This window comes from Desulfolutivibrio sulfodismutans DSM 3696, assembly GCF_013376455.1.
GTDB classification, from domain to species: Bacteria; Desulfobacterota; Desulfovibrionia; order Desulfovibrionales; family Desulfovibrionaceae; genus Desulfolutivibrio; species Desulfolutivibrio sulfodismutans.
Genome location: NZ_CP045504.1, coordinates 2257540 through 2277077, shown reverse-complemented (window position 1 = coordinate 2277077; position 19538 = coordinate 2257540). Strand labels below are relative to the sequence as shown.

The window sequence follows — 19538 nt, the reverse complement described above, 5'->3', positions numbered from 1 at the left end:
ACGCTTGATGAGCGCGGGCTAGGGCAGAAGCGCCTTGCCCGCCGTGAGCGCCAGATCGTAAATGGGCGCGGGAAGCACGCCAAGCAGCAGCACGCAGGCCGCCAGGATGCCGCCCATGGCCACCTGTCCGGATGAAATGGACGTGGCCGGTGCGGCGGCGTCGGATTCTTCGGTGTAGGCGTGGCGCACCAGGTTCAGATAGTAGTAGATGGCGATGGCCGTATTCAAGACGGCCACGATGACCAGCCAGTTGTAGCCATGGTCCCAGGCCGAGGCCAAAAGGAACAGTTTTCCGGCGAATCCGGCCGTGGGCGGCAGGCCCACCAGGGCAAAGGCCGAGACAGCCAGGACCAGGGCCAGGCCGGGGCTTTTCCTGTACAGGCCGTTGAGGCCGTTTAAGGTCACGTTCTCGCCGTTTACGGCAATGCGGCTGATGACGTAAAAGCAGGTCAGGTTCATCAGCAGATAGACCAGGGCATAGAACGTGGCTGCGGACAATCCTGCGGCCGTGCCCGACACCAGGCCCAGCATGACGTACCCGGCGTGGGAGACGCTGGAATAGCCCAAAAGCCGCTTCACATCCTTCTGCACCAGGGCCGTCAGATTTCCAATGGTCATGGACAGGGCGGCCAGGATGGCCAGGATGTTGGTCACCTCCATCCCCGGGGAGAGAACCGAAGACAGCCGGACCAAGACCACCACCGCACCCAGCTTGGGCACCGTGGCCACATAGGCCGCTGTCTCGTTGCTGGTTCCCTCGTAGACATCCGGACACCAGAAGTGGAAGGGAAAAAGCGCCAGTTTGTAGAAAAATCCACCCAAAAACAGGGTCAGCCCCACCACGGCCATGGGATTTTCAGCCATGCTCCAGGTCTTTTCCATCAGCCCCTGGATGTAGGTGGTGTGCTGCGAGGCCATGATATAGGACAGGCCGTAAAGGGCCACGGCTGTGACCACCGCGCCGAAGAGGATGTACTTGATGGCCGCTTCGGAGGCGCGCCGGTCGTTGCCGCGCAGGGGGATCAGCGCGTACAGGCTGTAGGAGGACAACTCCAGGGCCAGATACAGGGTGATGAGCTCGGCGGCCGAGGCCAGGAGCATGAGCCCCCAGGCGGACAGGCTGAGCATCATGAAATAGTCGGTGCGCTTTTGGGTCTCCAGGGTGGGCTGGTTCTGGGCGTTGATCACGGTCACGCAGAACCCGAGGCTGATGGCCACCTTGAAAAACTGGGACAGGGCGTCCACCCGGTAGACGTCTTCGAAGAGCACCCCCTGCGCGCCGAGCTTGGAAGCGGCCACGACCACGCCGATGATCGCCACCACAGGGAGCCAGCGGGGGCCCGTATCGTCGCGCCCCCGGACCACGCTTTGCACGAAAAGCGCGACCACCACCAAAAGCTGGAACAGTTCGGGCATCACGAGATCGAAGTTCACAGGCGCTCCTTTCCGGGAAGGGACACTGGGGAGGCCGCGCCGTCAGCGACACGGGCGGTCGGTTCAAGCTGCATGCACTCGGCCAGCGGCATATCCTTGTGAAAGCCGAGGGTCTGGTTTTTCTGCTCAACGGTAGTCAGCACGGTCGTAATCGACGGGCTGATCATACGCAGGGCCGGACCAGGGGCAAAACCGATGTAAAAGACCAGAAAGGCCATGGGCATCAGGTAAATCCATTCCCGGCCGTTCAAGTCGCCCCATTTTTTCTTGTACGAGGAGGGATCGCCCCAAGCCACCTTCTGCATCAGCCGCAGCATGTAGGCGGCGGCCAGCATGGCCCCGGGGATGGCCAGGAAACCGGCCCAGTTGTTGACCTCGAAGGTTCCGGCCAGGACCAGCACCTCGCCTACGAAGCTGTTGGTGCCGGGGAAGGCCAGAGACGACAGGGAGAAAAGGCCCCAGAAGAACATGAAGGCGGGCATGAATTTGCCCAGCCCCTGATTGTCCACAATCTCCCGGCTGTGGCTGCGTTCGTAGATGAGCCCGATGAGCATGAACAGCGCCCCGGTGGTGATGCCGTGGTTGAGCATCTGGAGGATGGCCCCCTCCACGCCGCGCTGGGTGAGGACGAAGATGCCCAGGGTGACAAACCCCATGTGGGCCACGGAGGAATAGGCCACCAGTTTCTTAATGTCCTTTTGTCCCAGGGCGATGAGGCCGCCGTAGAGGATGGAGGCGATGGAAACGGCGATCATCATGGGCGCGAAGTACACGCTGGCGGCCGGAGCCAGAGGCAGGCACAGCCGCAAAAAGCCGTAGGTGCCCATCTTCAGGAGCACGGCGGCCAGGATGACGGAACCGGCGCTGGGGGCCTGGACGTGCGCCGCCGGGAGCCAGGTGTGCAGCGGGAACATGGGCACCTTCACGGCGAACGCCAGGGCCATGGCCAAAAACGTCCAGAACTGGAACTCGAAGGAGAAGGTCTTTGAGGTCAGGACCGTGATGTCAAAGGTGCCGCCCACGGTGCGAAAGGCCACGATGGCCGCCAAAAGCAGGGTGGAGCCGGCCAGGGTGTACAAGAAGAACTTGATGGAGGCGTATTTTCTTTCAGGCCCGCCCCACACCGCGATAAGCAGGTACATGGGGACCAGCATGGCCTCCCAGAAGACGTAGAAGAGCACGAAGTCCAGGGCCGTAAACACCCCGACGCAGGCTGCGGTCATCAGCAGCAGACAGAAATGGAACTCCTTGATCCGCTTGCCGATGTAGGTCCAGGAGCACAGCACGCACAGCGGCAAGAGCACGGCCGTGAGCATGACCATAAACAGGCTCAGACCGTCCACAGCCAGGTGATAGGTGATGTCCCAGGCCGGAATCCAGGCCACGGTCTCCTCGAATTGATAGCCGCCGTTTGGCACGTAGCCGAAAAGCGGCAGCGCCAAGAGGCATTCGAGGATGCCCACCACCAGGGTGAACCCCCGGACGAAACCGTCCTGCCGGATGAAAAAGAGCGCCACCGACGCCGCAAGGGGCAGGAAGATGAGGCTCGAAATCACCGGATATCCCGCGTCCGTCATGAATCGCTCCCGTCGTTTGGTCCGTCTACCACAAAGCCCACACCAGCGCGAAAATCGCCAGCCCCAGGGCCGCCACGCCAGTCAGGTAGTCCTGAAGGCGGCCGGTTTGCAGCTTGCCGGTCACCCCGCCGAAGTTACGCACGCCGCCCGCCGAACCGTCCAGCACACCGTCGATGCCCTTGGTGTCGAAGACAATGGTGGCCTTGGCCGATTCCAAGAGCCCCCGCAGCCCCACCTTCTCGTAGACGTCGTTCCAAAGCCCGTCCAAGAAGGCCAGGGGCACGCTCACCAGCCCATAGAAAAGCCTGCCGACGATCCGGTAGAGCACGTCGAAGTCCAGGTTGCGCCCGGGCTTGGGATGCAGGATGTTGCGCATGTAGTAGAAACCAAGGCCCGTGAACCCGAGGAGCAGCGAGGACTGAAGCACGTGCCAGGGGGTGTAGGGCACGTAGTCCGTGGGGTAGGGCAGAAGCGAATACAGGGCTTGCGGGAAAAGGCCCGTGAACAGACACAGGAAGGCGGAGATGCTCATGCCCAGGTACATGTTCCAGGGAATGGGCTTTAAAGGCATGTCGTTTTTAGGCTTGGACCAGAAGGCGAAGTAAGGGAGCTTGATGCCCACGGAGAGGAACGTGCCCACGGCCGCGATCTCCATTCCCAGGGCCAGCCAGGTGTGATGGGCCTCGGCCGCGCCGGTGATGGTCATGGTTTTGGACACGAAGCCGTTGAAAAGGGGCATGCCCGAGATGCTCACCGCGCCGACCATGTAGCAGATCATGACCAGGGGCAGCCGCGAGGCCAGACCCCCGAGTTCGGACAGCTTGGCCGAACCGGCGGAGTACAGCAGGCAGCCCGCGCCCATGAACAAAAGTCCCTTGTAGAGGATGTGGGCGTAGGCGTGGGCGCAGGCCCCGTCGATGGTCATGGCCGTGCCGATGCCGATGCCCGCCACCATGTATCCCACCTGGGAGACGATGTGGTAGGACAGGATGCGCCGGGCGTTGTTCTCGATGGTCGCGTAGAAGACCCCCCACAGGCACATGACCACGCCCATGATGGCCAGGATCTCGAACCCGGCGTAGGCCCGGGCCAGGACGTAGACGGCCGTCTTGGTGGTGAACGCGCTCATGAACACCGCGCCCGTGACCGAGGATTCGGGATAGGCGTCGGGCAGCCAGGCGTGCAGGGGCACCACGGCGGCGTTAACCGCGAACCCGGCCAGGATCAGCCAGTCGTAGAAGCGTGCGGCGTCCGGCGACACCGGCATGAAGTCGAAGGAGCCAGTGGCCTGGTGGCGCATGAGCAGTCCGCCCAGAAGCAGCAGCCCGCCCAGGACGTGGAACAGAAAGTAGCGAAAGCCTGCGGCGGTGGCCCGGTTGTTGGCGCCGAACCAGACCAGGCAGGTGGAGGCCACGCTCATGAGTTCCCAGAAGATGAAAAGCGTCAGGTAGTCCCCGGCGAACACGCATCCGAAGGCCCCGGCGATGTACAGGGAGGCCGCGATGTGCTGGCGGCGCTCGGGAAGGTGCAGGGCGTAGAGCATGCCGATCAGCGACTGGATGGCGAAGACGTGGGCGAACACCAGGGACAGGGCGTCGATACGTCCGAACTTGAGGTTGACCCCCAGGTAACGGATGGGTTCGATCATCCTTGGGCCGTCCGGTCCCAGGGTCAGCGACACCACCGAGGCGATGGCCACCACGGGCGGCAGGAGCAGAAGCCAGCGCCAGGCCGCGTGGTTTTCGGCTTTAAGCCACGGCAGGACCAGGGCCAGGGCCACGAAGGCCAGGCTTGGGTGCACGAAGCTGACATCAGTCATAGGATTCCTCGGTGCGGTGGATGAAGGGGAAGATGATCTTTTTCAGGACAAAGGACATGACCACGGCGAAAATCAGTCCGAAGGCGGCCCAAAAGCCGGGGATCTCCTCGCCGGGGAAGTGCGGGTGGTGGCTGACGATGAACAGGTTGAGCACCACCAGGGCCGCGAGCGCCACATACATGAGCCGCCTAAAACTTGCGGATGCCGCCTGGGCCTTCTCCAGCAGCCGTCCCAGGGTTTCGCTTTCTTTCATGTCCCACTCCCCGCTTCGACGTTTACGTTTCCTGTCCCGAAAATTCAGGGTCGCGCGCCACTCGCCGTCTTGTGCATCCAGTCCGATCAGAAGTGGCCAAACGCCCTGGCGAACTGCAGAAAGGTCTCGGGGAAAAGTCCCAGAAAGACCGAGATTCCGGCCGTCAGGCACAGCGGCACCACCATGACCAGGGGCGCTTCCTTGTAATGAGAGAGATCGACGCCTTCAGCGGGTTTGCGCAGGAAGGCCCGGATGATGACCGGCGTAAAGTAGGAGGCGTTTAAGATGGTGCTGGCCAGAAGGGTGGCCAGAAGCCCCAGCCTGCCGATCTCCAGCGCGCCGTTGGCCATATACCATTTGCTGACGAAACCGCACACCGGCGGCACGCCGATCATGGACAGGGCAGCCACGGAAAAGGCCCCGAAGGTCCAGGGCATGCGTCGGCCCATGCCGCCCATGAGGCTGATTTTCTTGGTATGCGTGGCGACGTAGATGGCCCCGGCCGCGAAAAACAGGGTGATCTTGGAGAAGGCGTGGTGGGCGATGTGCATGAGCCCGCCCTGGACGGCCAGGGGGGTGAGCATGGCCACGCCGATGATGACGTAGGAAAGCTGGCTGACCGTGGAATAGGCCAGCCGGGCCTTGAGGTCGTCCTTGGTCAGGGCGATGATGGAGGCGGCCAGGATGGTGAAGGCGGCCAGGTAGGCGGTGACCAGCCCGATGCCCAGGGAATCGAGGAGGTTGACGCCAAAGGCCGAGAGCATCACCCGGGCCACGGAGAACACGCCCGCCTTGACCACGGCCACCGCATGCAGCAGGGCCGAGACCGGCGTGGGCGCGACCATGGCCGAGGGCAGCCAGTTATGCAGGGGCATGATAGCCGCCTTGGCCAGCCCGAACAGGAACAGGAAGTAGGTGACCGAGACCATGATCGGATTGGCGTCCTTGGGGAACATGCCGTTTTGGATGTCGGTCAGGTTGAAGTCCAGGGTGCCGCAGATGACGTAGGTCAGGATCATGGCCGGCAGCAGAAAGAGCTTGGAGGAGCCCATGAGGTAGACGATGTACTTGCGGGCCCCGTTGTAGCCGTCGGTATCCTGGTGATGGGCCACCAGAGGATAGGTGAACACGGTGATGATTTCGTAGAACAGGTAGAGGGTGAAGATGTTGGCCGAGGTGGCCACGCCCAGGGCGCCGAAGATGGCCACGGCGAAACAGAAATAATAGCGGGTCTGGGCGTGTTCCTTGAGGCTTCGCATGTAGCCGACGTTGTAGCTGGTGGCGAAGATCCACAAAAACGAGGACACGATGGCGAAAATCATCGCCAATCCGTCGGCACAGAATCGCAGGGAGATGCCGGGCAGGATCTCGGCCACGGTGTAGGTGCGGATCACCCCGGACAGGGCGTCGGGGACAAGCAGGAGCACCGACAGAAATGTCAGGCCGCCGGCGACGAAGGACACGCCCTCGCGCATGTTTTCATTCTTGCGCGCCAGCCAGATGCCAAACGGCGCAAGGAACGTGATGATCAGGGGCACAAGGAGCAGGGCGCTTTCCGTGAATTCCGGTCGGGCTGTCATGTCTTATCCCTTAAGTTCGGAAACGGTGTCGCAGCGGGCGTTGCCGAAGCGGCGGGCAACAACCAGGACAATGGCCAAAACCAGGGTGGCCTCGGCAGCGGCCAACCCCATGACGAAAAGCGTGCCCAATTGGCCGAGGACGCCGTCCATGGGGGTGAGCTGGGCGGAGGCGACCATGGACATGCCCGCGCCGTTTAACATCAGCTCCACGCCGATAAGCATGCCGATCAGGGTTTTGCGGGAAACCACGCCGTAAAGGCCGATGCCCAGAAGCAGGGCAGCCACAAGTTGATACCAGCTCAGCGGACTCATCTGGGCTTCCTCCGTTCGAAGGCCACGAGCACGGCCCCGGCCATGGCCGCCAAAAGGACCACGGAAATGAGTTCAAAGGCCAGGGTATACGGGCCAAGGAGCCCTTGTCCCAGGGCCTCGGGACCGATGTGCTTGGGCAGGGGCAGGCTGTCCACGGGGACGAGCACGGCGGTCAGGGCCAAAACCCCCACCGGGACCACGAAGACCAGGCCCGAGCGGGCGTATTCCCACAGGCTGGCCGGGGCGGCCTCGTCGCCGTCGGGAGAGGCCTGGGCCAGCATGATGGCGAAAAAGATGAGCACGCTGACCGCGCCCACGTAGATGAGGATCTGCATGAGGGCCACCAGGGCGGCGTCCATAAGCAGATACATTCCGGCCACGCCGAAAAGGGCCGTGACCAGGCCGACCATGGCCCGGATGAGGCTTGGGGAGCTGACCGCCAGGGCCCCTCCGGCCAGGATGACCGCCGCGTAGAAACCGAAGGCCAGCCGTGCGAGAAGTTCCATGTTCATGACATGACGCCTTGTGCCGTGGGTTTTGCCGCTCCCGAGGCGGGACGGCGCGGTGTGTGGGCCGAAGAAGAAGGGGGGGAGAGAGGTGCCGGACGCCTGGGGGATGCAGGCGCGGCGCAGAAGCTACAGTCGCTTCCGCGTTCGGCCCGGCCCCCGGCTTTTCGGGGCGTGGTGACGCCCTCGCCTGCATGCGTGTGAAGCAACCCGGCCTCCCGGCGGAAAAAAGGTTATGTGCCCAAAACTGCTTTCCCGAAAATGTTCCATCTATTCGGGAACCTGATGACTAACCGGATTCTCCGTGGTTTTCCACTGAGGCGGCTTTGTGTCAAGTTTTTTCCCAAGTTTCTTTTTTCACAAGCTGCCTCTGGGGGCAAATTTTTGTGTGTTGAGTTGGGAAGTTACGCGCCTTCGTCAATCGTCCGCAATCCGTATCGCCGCTTGAGGCTGGAAAATCCGCCCAACCTCGTCTCCGTGCTTTCCCGGCAGCAGGCGACCGGGGTGCGCCGTCACGGCAACCGTTTGCGGATGCAGCGATTTTTCCCGCACCGTGGGTTACGCATCGCCATTACGCCACCTGCGCCACAATGTCGCCAATTTTTTTGACTTTGGGGAAGGATGGGTGCGCCTCAGGGAAACAAAAGGGGGCGTTCAGCCGCACATCTTCATGAAAAAAGGCCCAGGCCGGTTGCGAAATCCCCGCTAGGCGTGGATAACCACATGAAAACAATGGCCTTGTGAAATAATGGACCATGCCTTCGGCAGGTGTTTGATCCCTTGCCCATGTCGGGCCGCTCCCTTGAAATACGGTGTGTTATCGAAAAAACTGATAGGAACGGGGCTGGTGTCGAGAAATTTTCGGTTCCTTTCGGTCTTTCAATGCCCTGCCGCCAGCGTACCGGAGGAGAAAACGTCGGGCACGGATGGGTATGCCGACCATTCCAGGGTCCGCCCGACACGACAGGGTGGGTGCTCCTCCAGGGCCGTCTGCGCCGCCGTTAGCGGCATGCGTCCGTGCGTCAGTACATCCGGGCGCTTTGATTTCGGACGCATCCAGGCTACCGTGCGGGGCACAGGGGCCACGGCCCCGGGAGCGACCACCATGCCACGTACTGCACGTTGTTTCTTCTTGTTTCGCCTGCTTGCGGCCTGGATATGCCTGGTCTGCCTGCTTACGGCGCAGGCGGCCCTGGCCCAAACGCCCGGCCCAGGTCCTGCGGCCCCGGATGTGGCGGCGTCGCCTGGCGAACCGGGCGTATCGGATATCCCTGGCGGGCCGGACATGTCGGCCGGGGCGGATGCCCAGGCCGCGCCTGCTGTCGTCGCGGCCTCCGGAAAGGACACCCCGGGCCGTTCAAACGGCCTGCCAGGCGGCCCCTGGTCCCTGCCGGGCACGCCTGCCGCCCTGGACATGCCGCGCAGCGCCACCCTGGCCGTGCCGCCGGAGTTCCTGGCCGCCCTGCCCGCCGCCGTGATCAAAAACGAGGCGTTCGCGCCCTTTGCCGCCTATGTCCAGGGGGTTTCCCTCTTGCGGGCCGGGCGGTTTCAGGAGGCGGCCACGGCCCTGGCAGCCGCCTCAGCCCATCCCCTGGCCGGATTTCTGGCCCGGGACGCGGCGCTATTGGCTGGATACGCCCATGAGGCGGCAGGGGGGGCCGCCGTCGCCCGCACCTTCTACGAAAAATGGCTGGCGGCCGGGCCGGAAAACAGCCTGACGCCCACGGTGCTCGTGCGTCTGGGGGCCACGGCAGCCGCCGTGGGGGATTTTTCGGCGGCCCGGGACGCCCTGCAGCGCCTGTGCCTGTCGCGGCCCTGGACCGGGCAGGCCAAAAGCGCCTCGGCCCTGGCCCGGGAGCTTTTCGCCGCAGGCCGAAGCGACTGGAACCCCGACGCGCCCCATGTGGCCCTGGCCCAGGCCGAGCGGGCCATCGACGCCCTGCGTCCCGACGCCGCGGGGCCCATCCTGGACCGCCTGGCCTCGGCGCCCGGGGAAAAGGACGTCGCCCGCCTGGACTATCTGCGGGGCAAGGTCGATTTCGCCAAACGCCGCACGGACGAGGCCCTGGCCCGGTTCCGGGGCGTGCGCGCGCGTTTCCCGTCCTCGCCCATCGCGCCCTGGGCGGCCTACCACGAAGCGCGGTGCCTGTGGCGCAAGACCGATCCGGAGAGCGCCCGACTTATGGAGACGCTGCTGCGCGGGCTGGTGGACGATCCGGCCGTGGAGGTTCGGGCCCGCGAGGTGTCGACCCGGCATTTGATGCTGCTTTTAACCGAGCAGGGGCGGCTGGCCGAGGCCCTGGCCGCCGCCGACGTGCTGGCCGGGCTCGGCAAGGGCGGGGATCTGGCCGAACAGGCCCGGGGCCTCTCCGGGGTGCTGTGTTTCGCCCTGGGCCGGATGGAGGCCGCCACCTCCCGGCTCTCGGAGTATTTGCGCGAGTATCCGAAATCGGACTGGGCCCCGGGGGCGCGCTATTGGCTGGGCCGGACCCGGGGCGCCGTGGGCGACGACGACGGGGCCGCCGCCTGCCACCTGGGCAACATGGCCCTGTGCAAAAACACCTATTACGGCCTGCGCAGCGCGTCCCAACTGCAAGCCCTGGCGAACCCGGGCCGCGTGAACCCGGCGAGCGTGCAGCCGTTTTTGTATCCGCAAGGGACTCAGGCCGCGCCGCAGCCGCCCGCCTCCCCCTCCTGTCCGGGCGCGACCCCGGCCACGTCTCCCGGGGCGCGCCCTCCCGGCCTTCAGGCCATGCAGGAGCGGGCCGCCGTCCTGGACGCCTCGGGAATGCCCGAGATGGCGGAATTGGATCTGGCCTTTCTGGCGGCGTCGGCCCCGGCGGACGCGGAACTGGCCCTGGCCCACATCCGGCTGGCCACGCGGCTTTTCCGGCTGGGACCGGCTACGGCCACGGCCAGGCGGACCTTCGGGGACTGCCTGCTCTGCGGTGATCCGGCCCGCTTCGGTCCCCTGGCGGCGGCGCTGTATCCACGGCGGCACACGGCCGCCATCCGGGCCGCCCTGGCCGGGTCCGACGTCTCGGAAGACCTGATCCTGGGGCTCATCCGCCAGGAAAGTTTTTTCAACGCCCAGGTGGTGTCCTCGGCCGGGGCCGTGGGGCTCATGCAGCTTGTGCCCCAGACGGCGGCCAACATGGCCGCGCGGCTCGGCATAAAGCCCTATTCCGCGAAATTGCTCACGGACCCGGCCACCAACATCCGGCTTGGCGTAGAATACTACAAGATGCGTCACGCCCAGTACGGCAACCCGGAACATACGCTGTGCAGCTACAATGCAGGGGCGGGAAAGCTGGCGGTGTGGATGCAGGGCATCGGGAACCTGGAGCCGGACCTGTTCGTGGAGTTCATTCCCTACGAGGAAACGCGCGATTACGTGCGCAAAGTCCTGACCAACGCCATGTTCTACGAACGCCTGCCCAAGGAGGACTAGTGTTGCGTCCTCGAAAGACGCATATGCGGACTTGAAAATAACTGTTTGAAGCAAGTATTTTTCTTAAAAAATGCTGTCGTATTTTTTAAGAGGCGCGACACGAGACCCGCACGTCAGCAGTCGAAGACCTCGTATTACACGGCTTTTCCGGCGCGACGCCAAAACGGGCCCAGGGACGCCGCCATAGGCCGTTTGTGCCGACGGGCCGGGTGAACAGGGGGCGTGCGTCTTGCCGGTAGGCGCGTCCACGTAGTCCCCTTCCGGTTTTCCTTGAAAAAAAGATCACAGCCATACCTTTCCCGAACCGCCAGTGCGCCCCTGCCCCGGGCGTCGGAGGATCCTTCCGTTTCTGTCCACGCGCCAACGCCATTCCTCGATGGAATGTTCGTTTTAATGCCGCCAATGCGGCTTCAGTTGCCTGCCTGTTCCGGCTTTCCGGAGCAATTTCAACTGGGGTTTCCGGTCGGGGGCTGAGCCTTCTTTCTCCTTTCGAATGGTGGCCCGCTCCAGGTGCGTGGGGTGCGTCCAGCCCGGGGCACGTCCGGGGGGCTGATGGGCGGATCAGGAAGGATTCCTGCCGACAGGCCGTATGCAGAAGTTGTGCAGTACATCGTTAATAGGCGGAATTTTCATGCATAATTCATCATATCGCCAAAGAAAGATTCCTATCTTTCTTGACGGAACATATTTTTCCAGGCAAATGGTGCATACTAATCAAAATACAGGCAGCAAAGGATGTTGAATGCAATAAATTGTAGTAAAAAAGAATGGGTAGAGAAGGGGAATGGTGCGATGAGCATATATCTTGAAGAATATCATCGCAAGTTGACATCTCCGGAGAAGGCCGTTGAGCGCATCCGCGAAGGGGACAATGTCGTTCATGGGGTGACCTTTGCCGAACCTCCGGCCCTGCTGCATGCGATTGCAAAAAGGGCCAGGGCCGGGGATCTGCAAAAGGTGTTCATCTATTCTTTTAATCCGCAGCAGCATGCCGCAGAATCCTATCTGGCCCTGGATATACAGGATTTCATTTTCGCCAGATCGTGGTTTCTCGGTCCCTCGGCCCGCAGGCTTGCCGCTGTGGGACTGGTTCAGTATATTCCGTCCTATCTGCATCAGGTTCCGAAATTTTTGCGCGAGAACATGACGGTCGATGTCTGCGTCACCACGGTCTCGCCGATGGACAAGGCGGGATTTTTTAGTTTCGGGACAGCCAACGACCTGACCTCTACGGCGGCCTCCCTTGCAAAGACGCTCATTGTCGAGGTCAACAAAAACATGCCCCGCGTTTTCGGGAGCTCCATGGCGCATATCTCCGAGGTGGACGCCGTGGTGGAAAACCATGTTCCGCTCATGCAACAGCCCCTGCCTGAAGTGAAAGAACAGGATGCCGTCATCGGACGGCTCATATCTGAAATCATTCCTGACAACGCCGTGTTGCAGCTCGGCATTGGAACCCTCCCCAACGCCATCTGCCCGTTTCTGGAGAACCATAAAGATCTTGGCATCCATTCGGAACTGTTCGGCCCAGGCATGAAAGACCTCATCGTCAAGGGGGTCATCACCGGGCGGAAAAAGACGCTGCACCCGAGGAAGCATGTCTTTTCCGTGGCCTACGGCGGCGACGACACCTTCGCCTTCATGGACGACAACCCGAGTATGGCCAGTTATCCCTCGGATTACGTCATGGACCCAAAGATCATTGCCCAAAACGACAATATGGTATCCGTCAATTCCATCATCCAGGTGGATCTGACCGGCCAATGCAACGCGGAATACCTTTCAGGGAAGATGTACAGTGGAACCGGGGGGCAGTTGGACTTCGTGCGTGGCGCCTATGCCGCCAAGAACGGCAAGTCGATCTTGACGTTTTATTCCACGGCGATGGCGGGAAAAGTCTCCCGGGTCGTTCCGTTTCTGGATAGGAACGCGGCTGTGACCACGCCGCGGATGGACGTGCATTACCTGTGTACGGAATACGGACTGGTGAATGTGAAAAACAAGTCAGAGGGGGAACGGGCTCTGGCTATTATCGATCTGGCGCATCCGGATTTTCGGGAGGATCTCATCCGCTGCGCAGAGCAGATGCGGATATTATAAAACCCGCCACAACGTGGCGAGCGATTGCTTCAGCCCACTCTTCCGCACGCAACGCGAAGCTTACGTGGGGTCCAGGGGGCGCTGCCCCCTGGTGGTGGAGGGGTATGGGGAGGAGGCGACGCCTCCTCCCCGTCCCGCGCTATTCCCGTACCAGATGCCGGGCCAGGGCCGCGCCTTTTTCGCCGCCTCCGGCCATGCGGGCCAGTTCGTCGGCCACCTGGGCGGGGTCCAGGCAGGCGCAGCGGGTGGAAGTGATGTCGGCCTCGATCTCCTTTTGCACCTGGAAATGGCGGTCGGCCTTGGCGGCCAGTTGCGGCCAGTGGGTGATGAGCACGATCTGGGATTCCCGGGCCAGGGCCACCAGCCGGTCGGCCACGCTGCCCAGCGTCAGCCCGCCGATGCCCGCGTCCACCTCGTCGAAGATCAGCGTGGGCTGTTCGGACTCGGCGCGCAGGCTGGTGACGGCCAGGAGGAACCGTGACAGCTCGCCGCCCGAGGCGATCTTGTCCAGGGGTTGGGCGGGCTGGCCGGGGTTGGGCTTCCACAGGATGCGGGCCCGGTCCTCGGTCAGCGGCGCGGAGAGATGCGGCGCGGCGTAGACCGTGGCCGGGGTGAACTCGAAGAGGATGTCCAGTTGCGGGGCGAACCCAAGGCCTGAGAGTTCCGATTTGAGGCGCGCGGACAGGCGTTCGGCGGCCTCGCCTCGGGCCGCGGACAGGGCCGTGAGGGTCGCGGACAGGGAGTCGCACAAGGCCCGCTCCTCGCGGCGCAGGGCGGCCAGATCCAGGCCGCAGACGTCGAGGAAATTCAGGTTGCGTTCGATGTCGTCGCTTAAGGTGACGATCTCGTCCAGGGGCTTTTTGAGCTTGCGCCGCAGTTGCGCCAGCTCGAACAGCCGGGCCTCGATGGCGTCGGGATCGTCGTCCGGGGCGGCGGCCAGGGGCGTGGCGCGCAGGCGCTGGGCCATGTCGCGCAGGGTGTGGCGCGTGGCGGCCACGGTCTCGCGGTCGGCGGCATATTCCGGGAACGCGGCGGCCACGGCCCCGATCTCGCGTTCCAGATCGGCCAGAAGGCGCACGATCCCGGCCTCCGAGGCCAGGAGGTCCATGGCCCGGGCCACGGATTCGCGGCCTTTTTTGGAATGGGCCAGGGCGGCCTTGCGGGCCAAAAGCTCGTCTTCCTCGCCGCGCACCGGGGCCACCCGGCCGATCTCGATACGCTGGTATTCCAGGAATTCGCGCTTGGCCTCCAGGTCGCGCACCCGGTTCTCGATGTCCGCGATGCGTCCGGAAAGCAGGGACAGCCGGTGCAGCAGGTCGGTCTTGTCTGCGGGCAGATGGGCGGCGTCCGGAGCCAGGAAGGCGTCCAGCAGGGCGGCCTGGAAGGCGGGTTGGAGGAGCTTTTGCTGGCCATGCTGGCCCACGTGCATGAGCAGTTTCGGGCGCAGGTCGCGCAGGGATTCCTGGGAGGCCAGCCGGTCGTTGATGGTGATGCGGCTGCGGCCGGTGTCGGCGGCCAGTTCCCGGCGCAGGATGACTTGGTCGTCGCCCAGGTAGAACAGGGCCTCGACCACGGCCTTTAGCGCGCCCGGGCGCACGAGGTCGGCGGACATCTTTTCGCCGGTGAGGAAATTGAGCGCGCCGACGATGAAGGATTTGCCCGCGCCGGTCTCGCCGGTGAGGGCGTTTAGGCCCGGCGCGAATTCGAGTTCCATGTCCTCGATGAGCGCCAGATCCTTGATGCGCAGAAGTTCGATCATGATGCCTGCGTCCTGTTCGGCGAAAAAGGGGATTGCCCGGGGGGCGTCATCGCCTGAGCCTGGGGTCCAGGATGTCCCGCAGGCTCTCGCCCAGAAGATTGTAGCCGAGCACGGTGAAAAGGATGGCCAGCCCAGGGAAGATCGACAGCCAGGGCGCGATCTCCAGCACGTCCTTGCCCTCCATGAGCATGTTGCCCCAGCTCGGGGTGGGCGGCTGCACCCCAAGCCCCAGAAAGCTCAAGGACGACTCCACCAGGATGGCCCCGGCCACGCCGAGCGTCGCGGACACCAAAACCGGGGCCAGGGCGTTGGGCAGGATGTGATGAAACAGAATGCGCGCCGTGCCCGACCCGGCCATGCGCGCCGCCAGGACGAATTCCCGGTTGCGCAGCGTCAGCGTCTCGGCCCGCACCAGCCGGGCCACGCCCATCCAGGAGGTCAGGCCGATGACCACCATGATGTTCACAAGCGACGGCTCAAGGAAGGCGATGACCGCCAGAATCAGGAAAAAGGACGGGAAGCACAGCATCACGTCCACGCCACGCATGATGGCCTCGTCCACCAGCCCCCCGAAATAGCCCGAGATCAGCCCCAGCGCCAGCCCGATGGCCACGGACAGGCCCACGGCCACGAACCCCACCCACAGCGACACCCGGCCGCCGTAGAGCATCCGGGCCAGCACGTCGCGGCCCAGGGCGTCGGTGCCCATGGGGTGCGTGAGGCTCGGCGGCTGCAGGATCGCGTCCACGTCCAGGCGCGTGGGGTCGTGGGCGGCGAGAAGCGGCGCGAAAAGCGCCCCCAGGGACATGACCCCAACCAGCAAAAGCCCGGCCAGGAACATGCCGTACCGGGACCAGAAGAAACGGGCCCGCGAGGCGCTCATGACGCCCCTCCGGCCCGGCCCGGGAAAAAGGCCGGGAAGGCCGCGTCGTTTGGGCGCGCCGTCACAGGGCGGGGCGTCCGGAAGAGGGCGGCGGCGCTAGTCATCGCTGTCGCCTCCGGCCCGCACCCGGGGATCGGCCAGGGCGTAGCCCACATCGGCCAGGAGGTTCCCGCCCAGGGTCAGGATGGCCCCCAGCACCAGATTGCCCATGATCAGCGGATAGTCCCGGGACATGACCGCCTGATAGAAAAGCTGGCCCAGGCCCGGCAGGGCGTAGATGGATTCGATGATCACCGAGCCGCCGATGAGGCCGGGAAGCGACAGCCCCAGGATGGTGATGACCGGCAAAAGGGCGTTTCGCAGGGCGTGCTTGAAGATGACCACGCGTTCGGGCAGGCCCTTGGCGCGCGCGGTCAGGATGTAGTCCTGGCGCAGCACCTCGAGCATGGAGGAGCGCATGAACCGCGACATGCCGGCCAGGCTGCCGAAGGTGTAGATGAAAATGGGCATGGCCAGATGCCGCAGGAGGTCGAGGGCCTTCTGCAGGGGGCTGAGCTGCGCGAAGTCGAGCGAGGTCATGCCGGAGATGGGCAGGATGGGCCAGTGGATGCCAAAGGCCAGCATGAGCAAAAGCGCCAGCCAGAATCCGGGCATGGCGAAGCCGAGAAAGACCAGTACGGTGGTGGCCCGGTCGAAGAGGCCGCCCTGTCTGTTGGCGGCGATGACCCCGATGGGGATGGCGATGGCCAGGGTGAGGATGAGCGAGATGACGTTCATGCCGATGGTCAGGGGCAGACGCTCCTTGATCTTGTCCCAGACGGGGCGGTTGTCGCCGCCAAGGGAGCGGCCGAAGTCGAAGCGGACCATGCGCGAGAGCCAGTCCAGGTATTGGACGTGGATGGGGCGGTCCAGGCCGTAGATTTTTTCCAGCCGCTGCCGGGTTTCGGCCGTGGCGTAGGGGTTGAGCGTGGTTTGGAGATCGGTGGGCGAGCCCGGGGCCAGATGAATGACGCCGAAACTGATGACGGTGATGCCGAGCAGGATCACGGCGACCCAGAGGGTTTTGATGGCGATGGCGCGGAACAGGACGAGCACGCGTTCTCCTTGTGGGGCGCGGCGAGGGCGCGGGGTTACGCGGGGGGAATCTACTGAAAACGGGGCGTGATGGGAAGGGTGGCGGCGGGTGAAGGATTTTTTGCGGGCATTTCGGGCCAGGGTGTTGACTTCGGGCGGCAGGAGTGGCACAAGGCATTCCTCGCACGGGGCTGTAGCTCAGTTGGGAGAGCGCTTGAATGGCATTCAAGAGGTCGTCGGTTCGATTCCGTCCAGCTCCACCACACTTTTCAAGGGGTTATCCAGAAATGGGTAACCCCTTAGTGTTTTGGCCCCGCCAACACTGCGCCAACGTTCTTTGTTGGCGGCCCCGGCGGAGCAGCACGATGTTTCGCACCATCAATCCAGCCTGATCATCCCCAGGTGGGGGCGCTTGAAAATTTTCAAGGGGTCGCCCCCTGCCCCTTTTTTACTCCCGTCGACAAATATTTTTATCCAATCTTCCCAAGATGATGGCCTAGAAACCAGCCCAATGCCCCTTGGGAGGTTTTCAAGAGGTCGCCCCCCCATTTGGACATCTGGACATCCAGATGCATCACCTGAAAAATTCTGAGATTCTAGTTCGAGGGTGGATACCATCCCCATGGGCCATGTCTCCGTGGCTTCTAGAATGAGCATTGACGCAGGGCCTGATTCAGGAACTGCCGGAGTGAGCACTATGGCTGCGGGAATTTACCCGGCCCCCTTGACCCTCTGGAGCTGTCCCGGTCCCCCCTTCCCGTCACCTCCCCTTGCCCCTCCGGTTCGCGCGGTAAGGGGCCTTCCTGGGATTTTCCCTGCGGCCCCTTTGGGTTTGGGCCTGGGAAAGCCCCTCGTCAAGGAGGGGGCAGGTATGGGGGAATGTGCGTTTTTGCAGGCGAATCAAGCTTTGCTCCCCATACACGAGACGGGGTCGTTGACAATCCCTCGTGCAAGCGTAAAAGTTTAAAAAAATAAAGTGAGTTAAATATGAATAGCACCTACTCGTGGGAACCAAGGTCTTGGATTGTGCCGCCAGGATTAGTCGAAGCGCTGGCGCGATTTGAAATTCGCTGCGACGCGATCATAAACAAGAGAAAGGCTGGAGAGCACTCCTGTCTATTGATTCGCGGGGAAACCGGCGTTGGTAAGAGCATGTTTGCCGAGTGCTTTGTTCACAAGTATCTCAAGCAGTATCCGGGGAAAAGGGTTGTCGCTATCAACTGTTCTGCAATACCAGAAACGCTATTGGAGTCTGAACTTTTTGGGTATAAGAAAGGAGCGTCTAGCACGGCGGTCAAAGATAAAAAGGGAATTCTAGAAATTGCTGGAGATGGTGTTTTAATATTAGAAGAGCTTGGAGAAATGGAAAAAAATCTTCAAGCAAAGCTTCTTGTTGCGATAGAGAGAAGAGTGTTTTTTGCGCTTGGCGACACAAAAGAAACGAGGCTCAATGCTCAAATTGTCGCAACATCTAACGCTTCGCGGGGAAAATTTAGGCCAGATTTTTGGTTCAGATTTGAGACCTTTGCAGTTTCTCCTCTTCATGAGCGCCGGTATGATGTTATATATTATATTCAACACTTTGACAAAGAACTACTTGGGTTGCTTACAGGAGGTGTCGTTCTGGCCCTGTTCGGGTATAATTGGCCAGGGAATGTTAGAGAGGTAGAGATTGTATGCAATGCTATCCGTGAAAATATTGAATATGCTAGAAGAAATAAATTCATAAAAGATGACAAATTTGAGTTTACTGTCAGGGCATTTCATCGCCAACAATACAGCGCATTGTTTCGACAGAGGTCTGAAGAGGGTTCTTTTTGCTTCGGCAAAGGAAGTGAACTGGCGTTGAGGCTGAAACAAAATGGCGTTGATGTTAAATGCATTGAGACGGTCCTAGATGAATTTCGATTGGGGCTTGACAGTTTTTCTTCAGTGATAGTCGGGTCCGTTGAAAAGGATCTGAACAATACTGTTGAATATGTAGTATCGTCGATAGGCGAAAGAATCAAGCTTGTTGATAATAGTATATTTCAAAAACTATACGGCGGGTTTGGGTTATTTTGTTTTGCGTTTTCTCAGGACATAAACTCTAGTAGCGACTTGTTGGATTTGAAAAGTTCAGTTGTGTGCAATAAATTTGGCAAAGAAAGAATAACTGAGCGGATAGAACAGGTGGTTCTTAGCAATGAGGCGGTAGAAAGTGCAAGTAAACATGCCCCAGGCAAGTTCAACTATGTTAATTTTGTCAAGTTTGTATACGATGATGACCCGCAAGCTCTAGAAATATTTAGCATTCTTACTGATGAGATGAAGCAGGTTGTTCTTGAGTGTACTAAATTTTTGACAGGCATCAAGGATATTAAAACCGATGATTTGCTTGATATGCATGCGCTGCGCAAGCGCTACAGAGGAAATGAATTCTTGGCTCACTATTTAGGAGAAGAAGTGGAGGCTGACGGTGAGGAAATTCATATCGAAAATATTTCATTAAATGAATTGCGCGACCTTTATTATGAAACGCTGTGCTCTGTTCTCGGGACAGCCCATGGGTATCAGAAGAAAATTGCGAAGATTGCTGGCCGTACGGAGGGTCGAGTGTCGCAGGTGCTTGATAAAAATGGACTTAGTGATAAATTTAAAAAACTAAATTATACGCCTAGGAAAAGGCTGGCAATTCTGAAGTGAGAAATATAAAGCAACGTAATATTAGATAGTTACAAGATCACTGTCTGCGGCACGTCCTTTGGAAAGGGGTAGTGTAGGCGCGAACGAAACTCGCCACTGTGGCGG

13 protein-coding genes and 1 tRNA gene are annotated in these 19538 nt (G+C 61.4%); 4 read left to right on the top strand and 10 right to left on the bottom strand.

Annotated elements, in window-relative coordinates; genetic code table 11:
* Window positions 1-18: 18 nt before the first annotated feature.
* The 7 genes from GD606_RS10685 to GD606_RS10655 form a co-directional block, all read right to left on the bottom strand.
* Window positions 19-1434: an NADH-quinone oxidoreductase subunit N gene (locus GD606_RS10685; protein ID WP_163300352.1), complete on the bottom strand. Its 1416-nt coding sequence runs from the start codon at window positions 1432-1434 to the stop codon at window positions 19-21.
* Window positions 1431-3011 (bottom strand): complex I subunit 4 family protein, encoded by a 1581-nt coding sequence (locus GD606_RS10680; protein ID WP_163300351.1) that lies wholly within the window; start codon window positions 3009-3011, stop codon window positions 1431-1433. The genes GD606_RS10685 and GD606_RS10680 overlap by 4 nt, the downstream gene beginning before the upstream one ends.
* Before the next feature lie 25 nt (window positions 3012-3036).
* Entirely contained in the window at window positions 3037-4830 is a 1794-nt protein-coding gene (locus GD606_RS10675) for a Na(+)/H(+) antiporter subunit D (protein WP_163300350.1), read from the bottom strand.
* Window positions 4823-5083 carry a hypothetical protein gene (locus GD606_RS10670; protein WP_163300349.1) on the bottom strand — a complete coding sequence of 87 codons (261 nt, stop codon included), beginning with the start codon at window positions 5081-5083 and terminating at the stop codon, window positions 4823-4825. The genes GD606_RS10675 and GD606_RS10670 overlap by 8 nt, the downstream gene beginning before the upstream one ends.
* 86 nt (window positions 5084-5169) lie before the next feature.
* Window positions 5170-6663: a monovalent cation/H+ antiporter subunit D family protein gene (locus tag GD606_RS10665; protein ID WP_163300348.1), complete on the bottom strand. Its 1494-nt coding sequence runs from the start codon at window positions 6661-6663 to the stop codon at window positions 5170-5172.
* A gap of 3 nt (window positions 6664-6666) precedes the next feature.
* Complete coding sequence (gene nuoK / locus GD606_RS10660) at window positions 6667-6975, bottom strand: NADH-quinone oxidoreductase subunit NuoK (RefSeq protein WP_163300347.1); 309 nt, start codon at window positions 6973-6975, stop codon at window positions 6667-6669.
* Window positions 6972-7487: an NADH-quinone oxidoreductase subunit J family protein gene (locus GD606_RS10655; protein ID WP_163300346.1), complete on the bottom strand. Its 516-nt coding sequence runs from the start codon at window positions 7485-7487 to the stop codon at window positions 6972-6974. Before GD606_RS10655 ends, nuoK begins: the two co-directional genes overlap by 4 nt.
* 1099 nt (window positions 7488-8586) lie before the next feature.
* Here GD606_RS10655 and GD606_RS10650 point away from each other — a divergent pair.
* Window positions 8587-10932 carry a lytic transglycosylase domain-containing protein gene (locus GD606_RS10650; RefSeq protein WP_163300345.1) on the top strand — a complete coding sequence of 782 codons (2346 nt, stop codon included), beginning with the start codon at window positions 8587-8589 and terminating at the stop codon, window positions 10930-10932.
* A 735-nt stretch (window positions 10933-11667) separates the two neighbouring features.
* On the top strand, window positions 11668-13032 hold the full coding sequence (locus tag GD606_RS10645; RefSeq protein WP_246298741.1) for an acetyl-CoA hydrolase/transferase family protein: 1365 nt from the start codon (window positions 11668-11670) through the stop codon (window positions 13030-13032).
* 139 nt (window positions 13033-13171) lie between these two features.
* On the opposite strand, the gene GD606_RS10640 is transcribed toward GD606_RS10645, so the two are convergent.
* The 3 genes from GD606_RS10640 to GD606_RS10630 form a co-directional block, all read right to left on the bottom strand.
* Window positions 13172-14791, bottom strand: coding sequence for a DNA repair protein RecN (locus GD606_RS10640; RefSeq protein ID WP_176629274.1), 1620 nt, complete (start codon window positions 14789-14791; stop codon window positions 13172-13174).
* Window positions 14792-14837: 46 nt separating this feature from the next.
* On the bottom strand, window positions 14838-15674 hold the full coding sequence (locus GD606_RS10635) for an ABC transporter permease (RefSeq protein WP_163302158.1): 837 nt from the start codon (window positions 15672-15674) through the stop codon (window positions 14838-14840).
* 96 nt (window positions 15675-15770) lie between these two features.
* Window positions 15771-16769: an ABC transporter permease gene (locus GD606_RS10630; RefSeq protein WP_163302159.1), complete on the bottom strand. Its 999-nt coding sequence runs from the start codon at window positions 16767-16769 to the stop codon at window positions 15771-15773.
* Window positions 16770-16935: 166 nt separating this feature from the next.
* Here GD606_RS10630 and GD606_RS10625 point away from each other — a divergent pair.
* Together GD606_RS10625 and GD606_RS10620 are read left to right on the top strand one after the other, a co-directional pair.
* A tRNA-Ala gene (locus GD606_RS10625) sits at window positions 16936-17011 on the top strand.
* A gap of 724 nt (window positions 17012-17735) precedes the next feature.
* Window positions 17736-19433, top strand: coding sequence for a sigma 54-interacting transcriptional regulator (locus tag GD606_RS10620; protein ID WP_163302160.1), 1698 nt, complete (start codon window positions 17736-17738; stop codon window positions 19431-19433).
* Window positions 19434-19538: the final 105 nt, after the last annotated feature.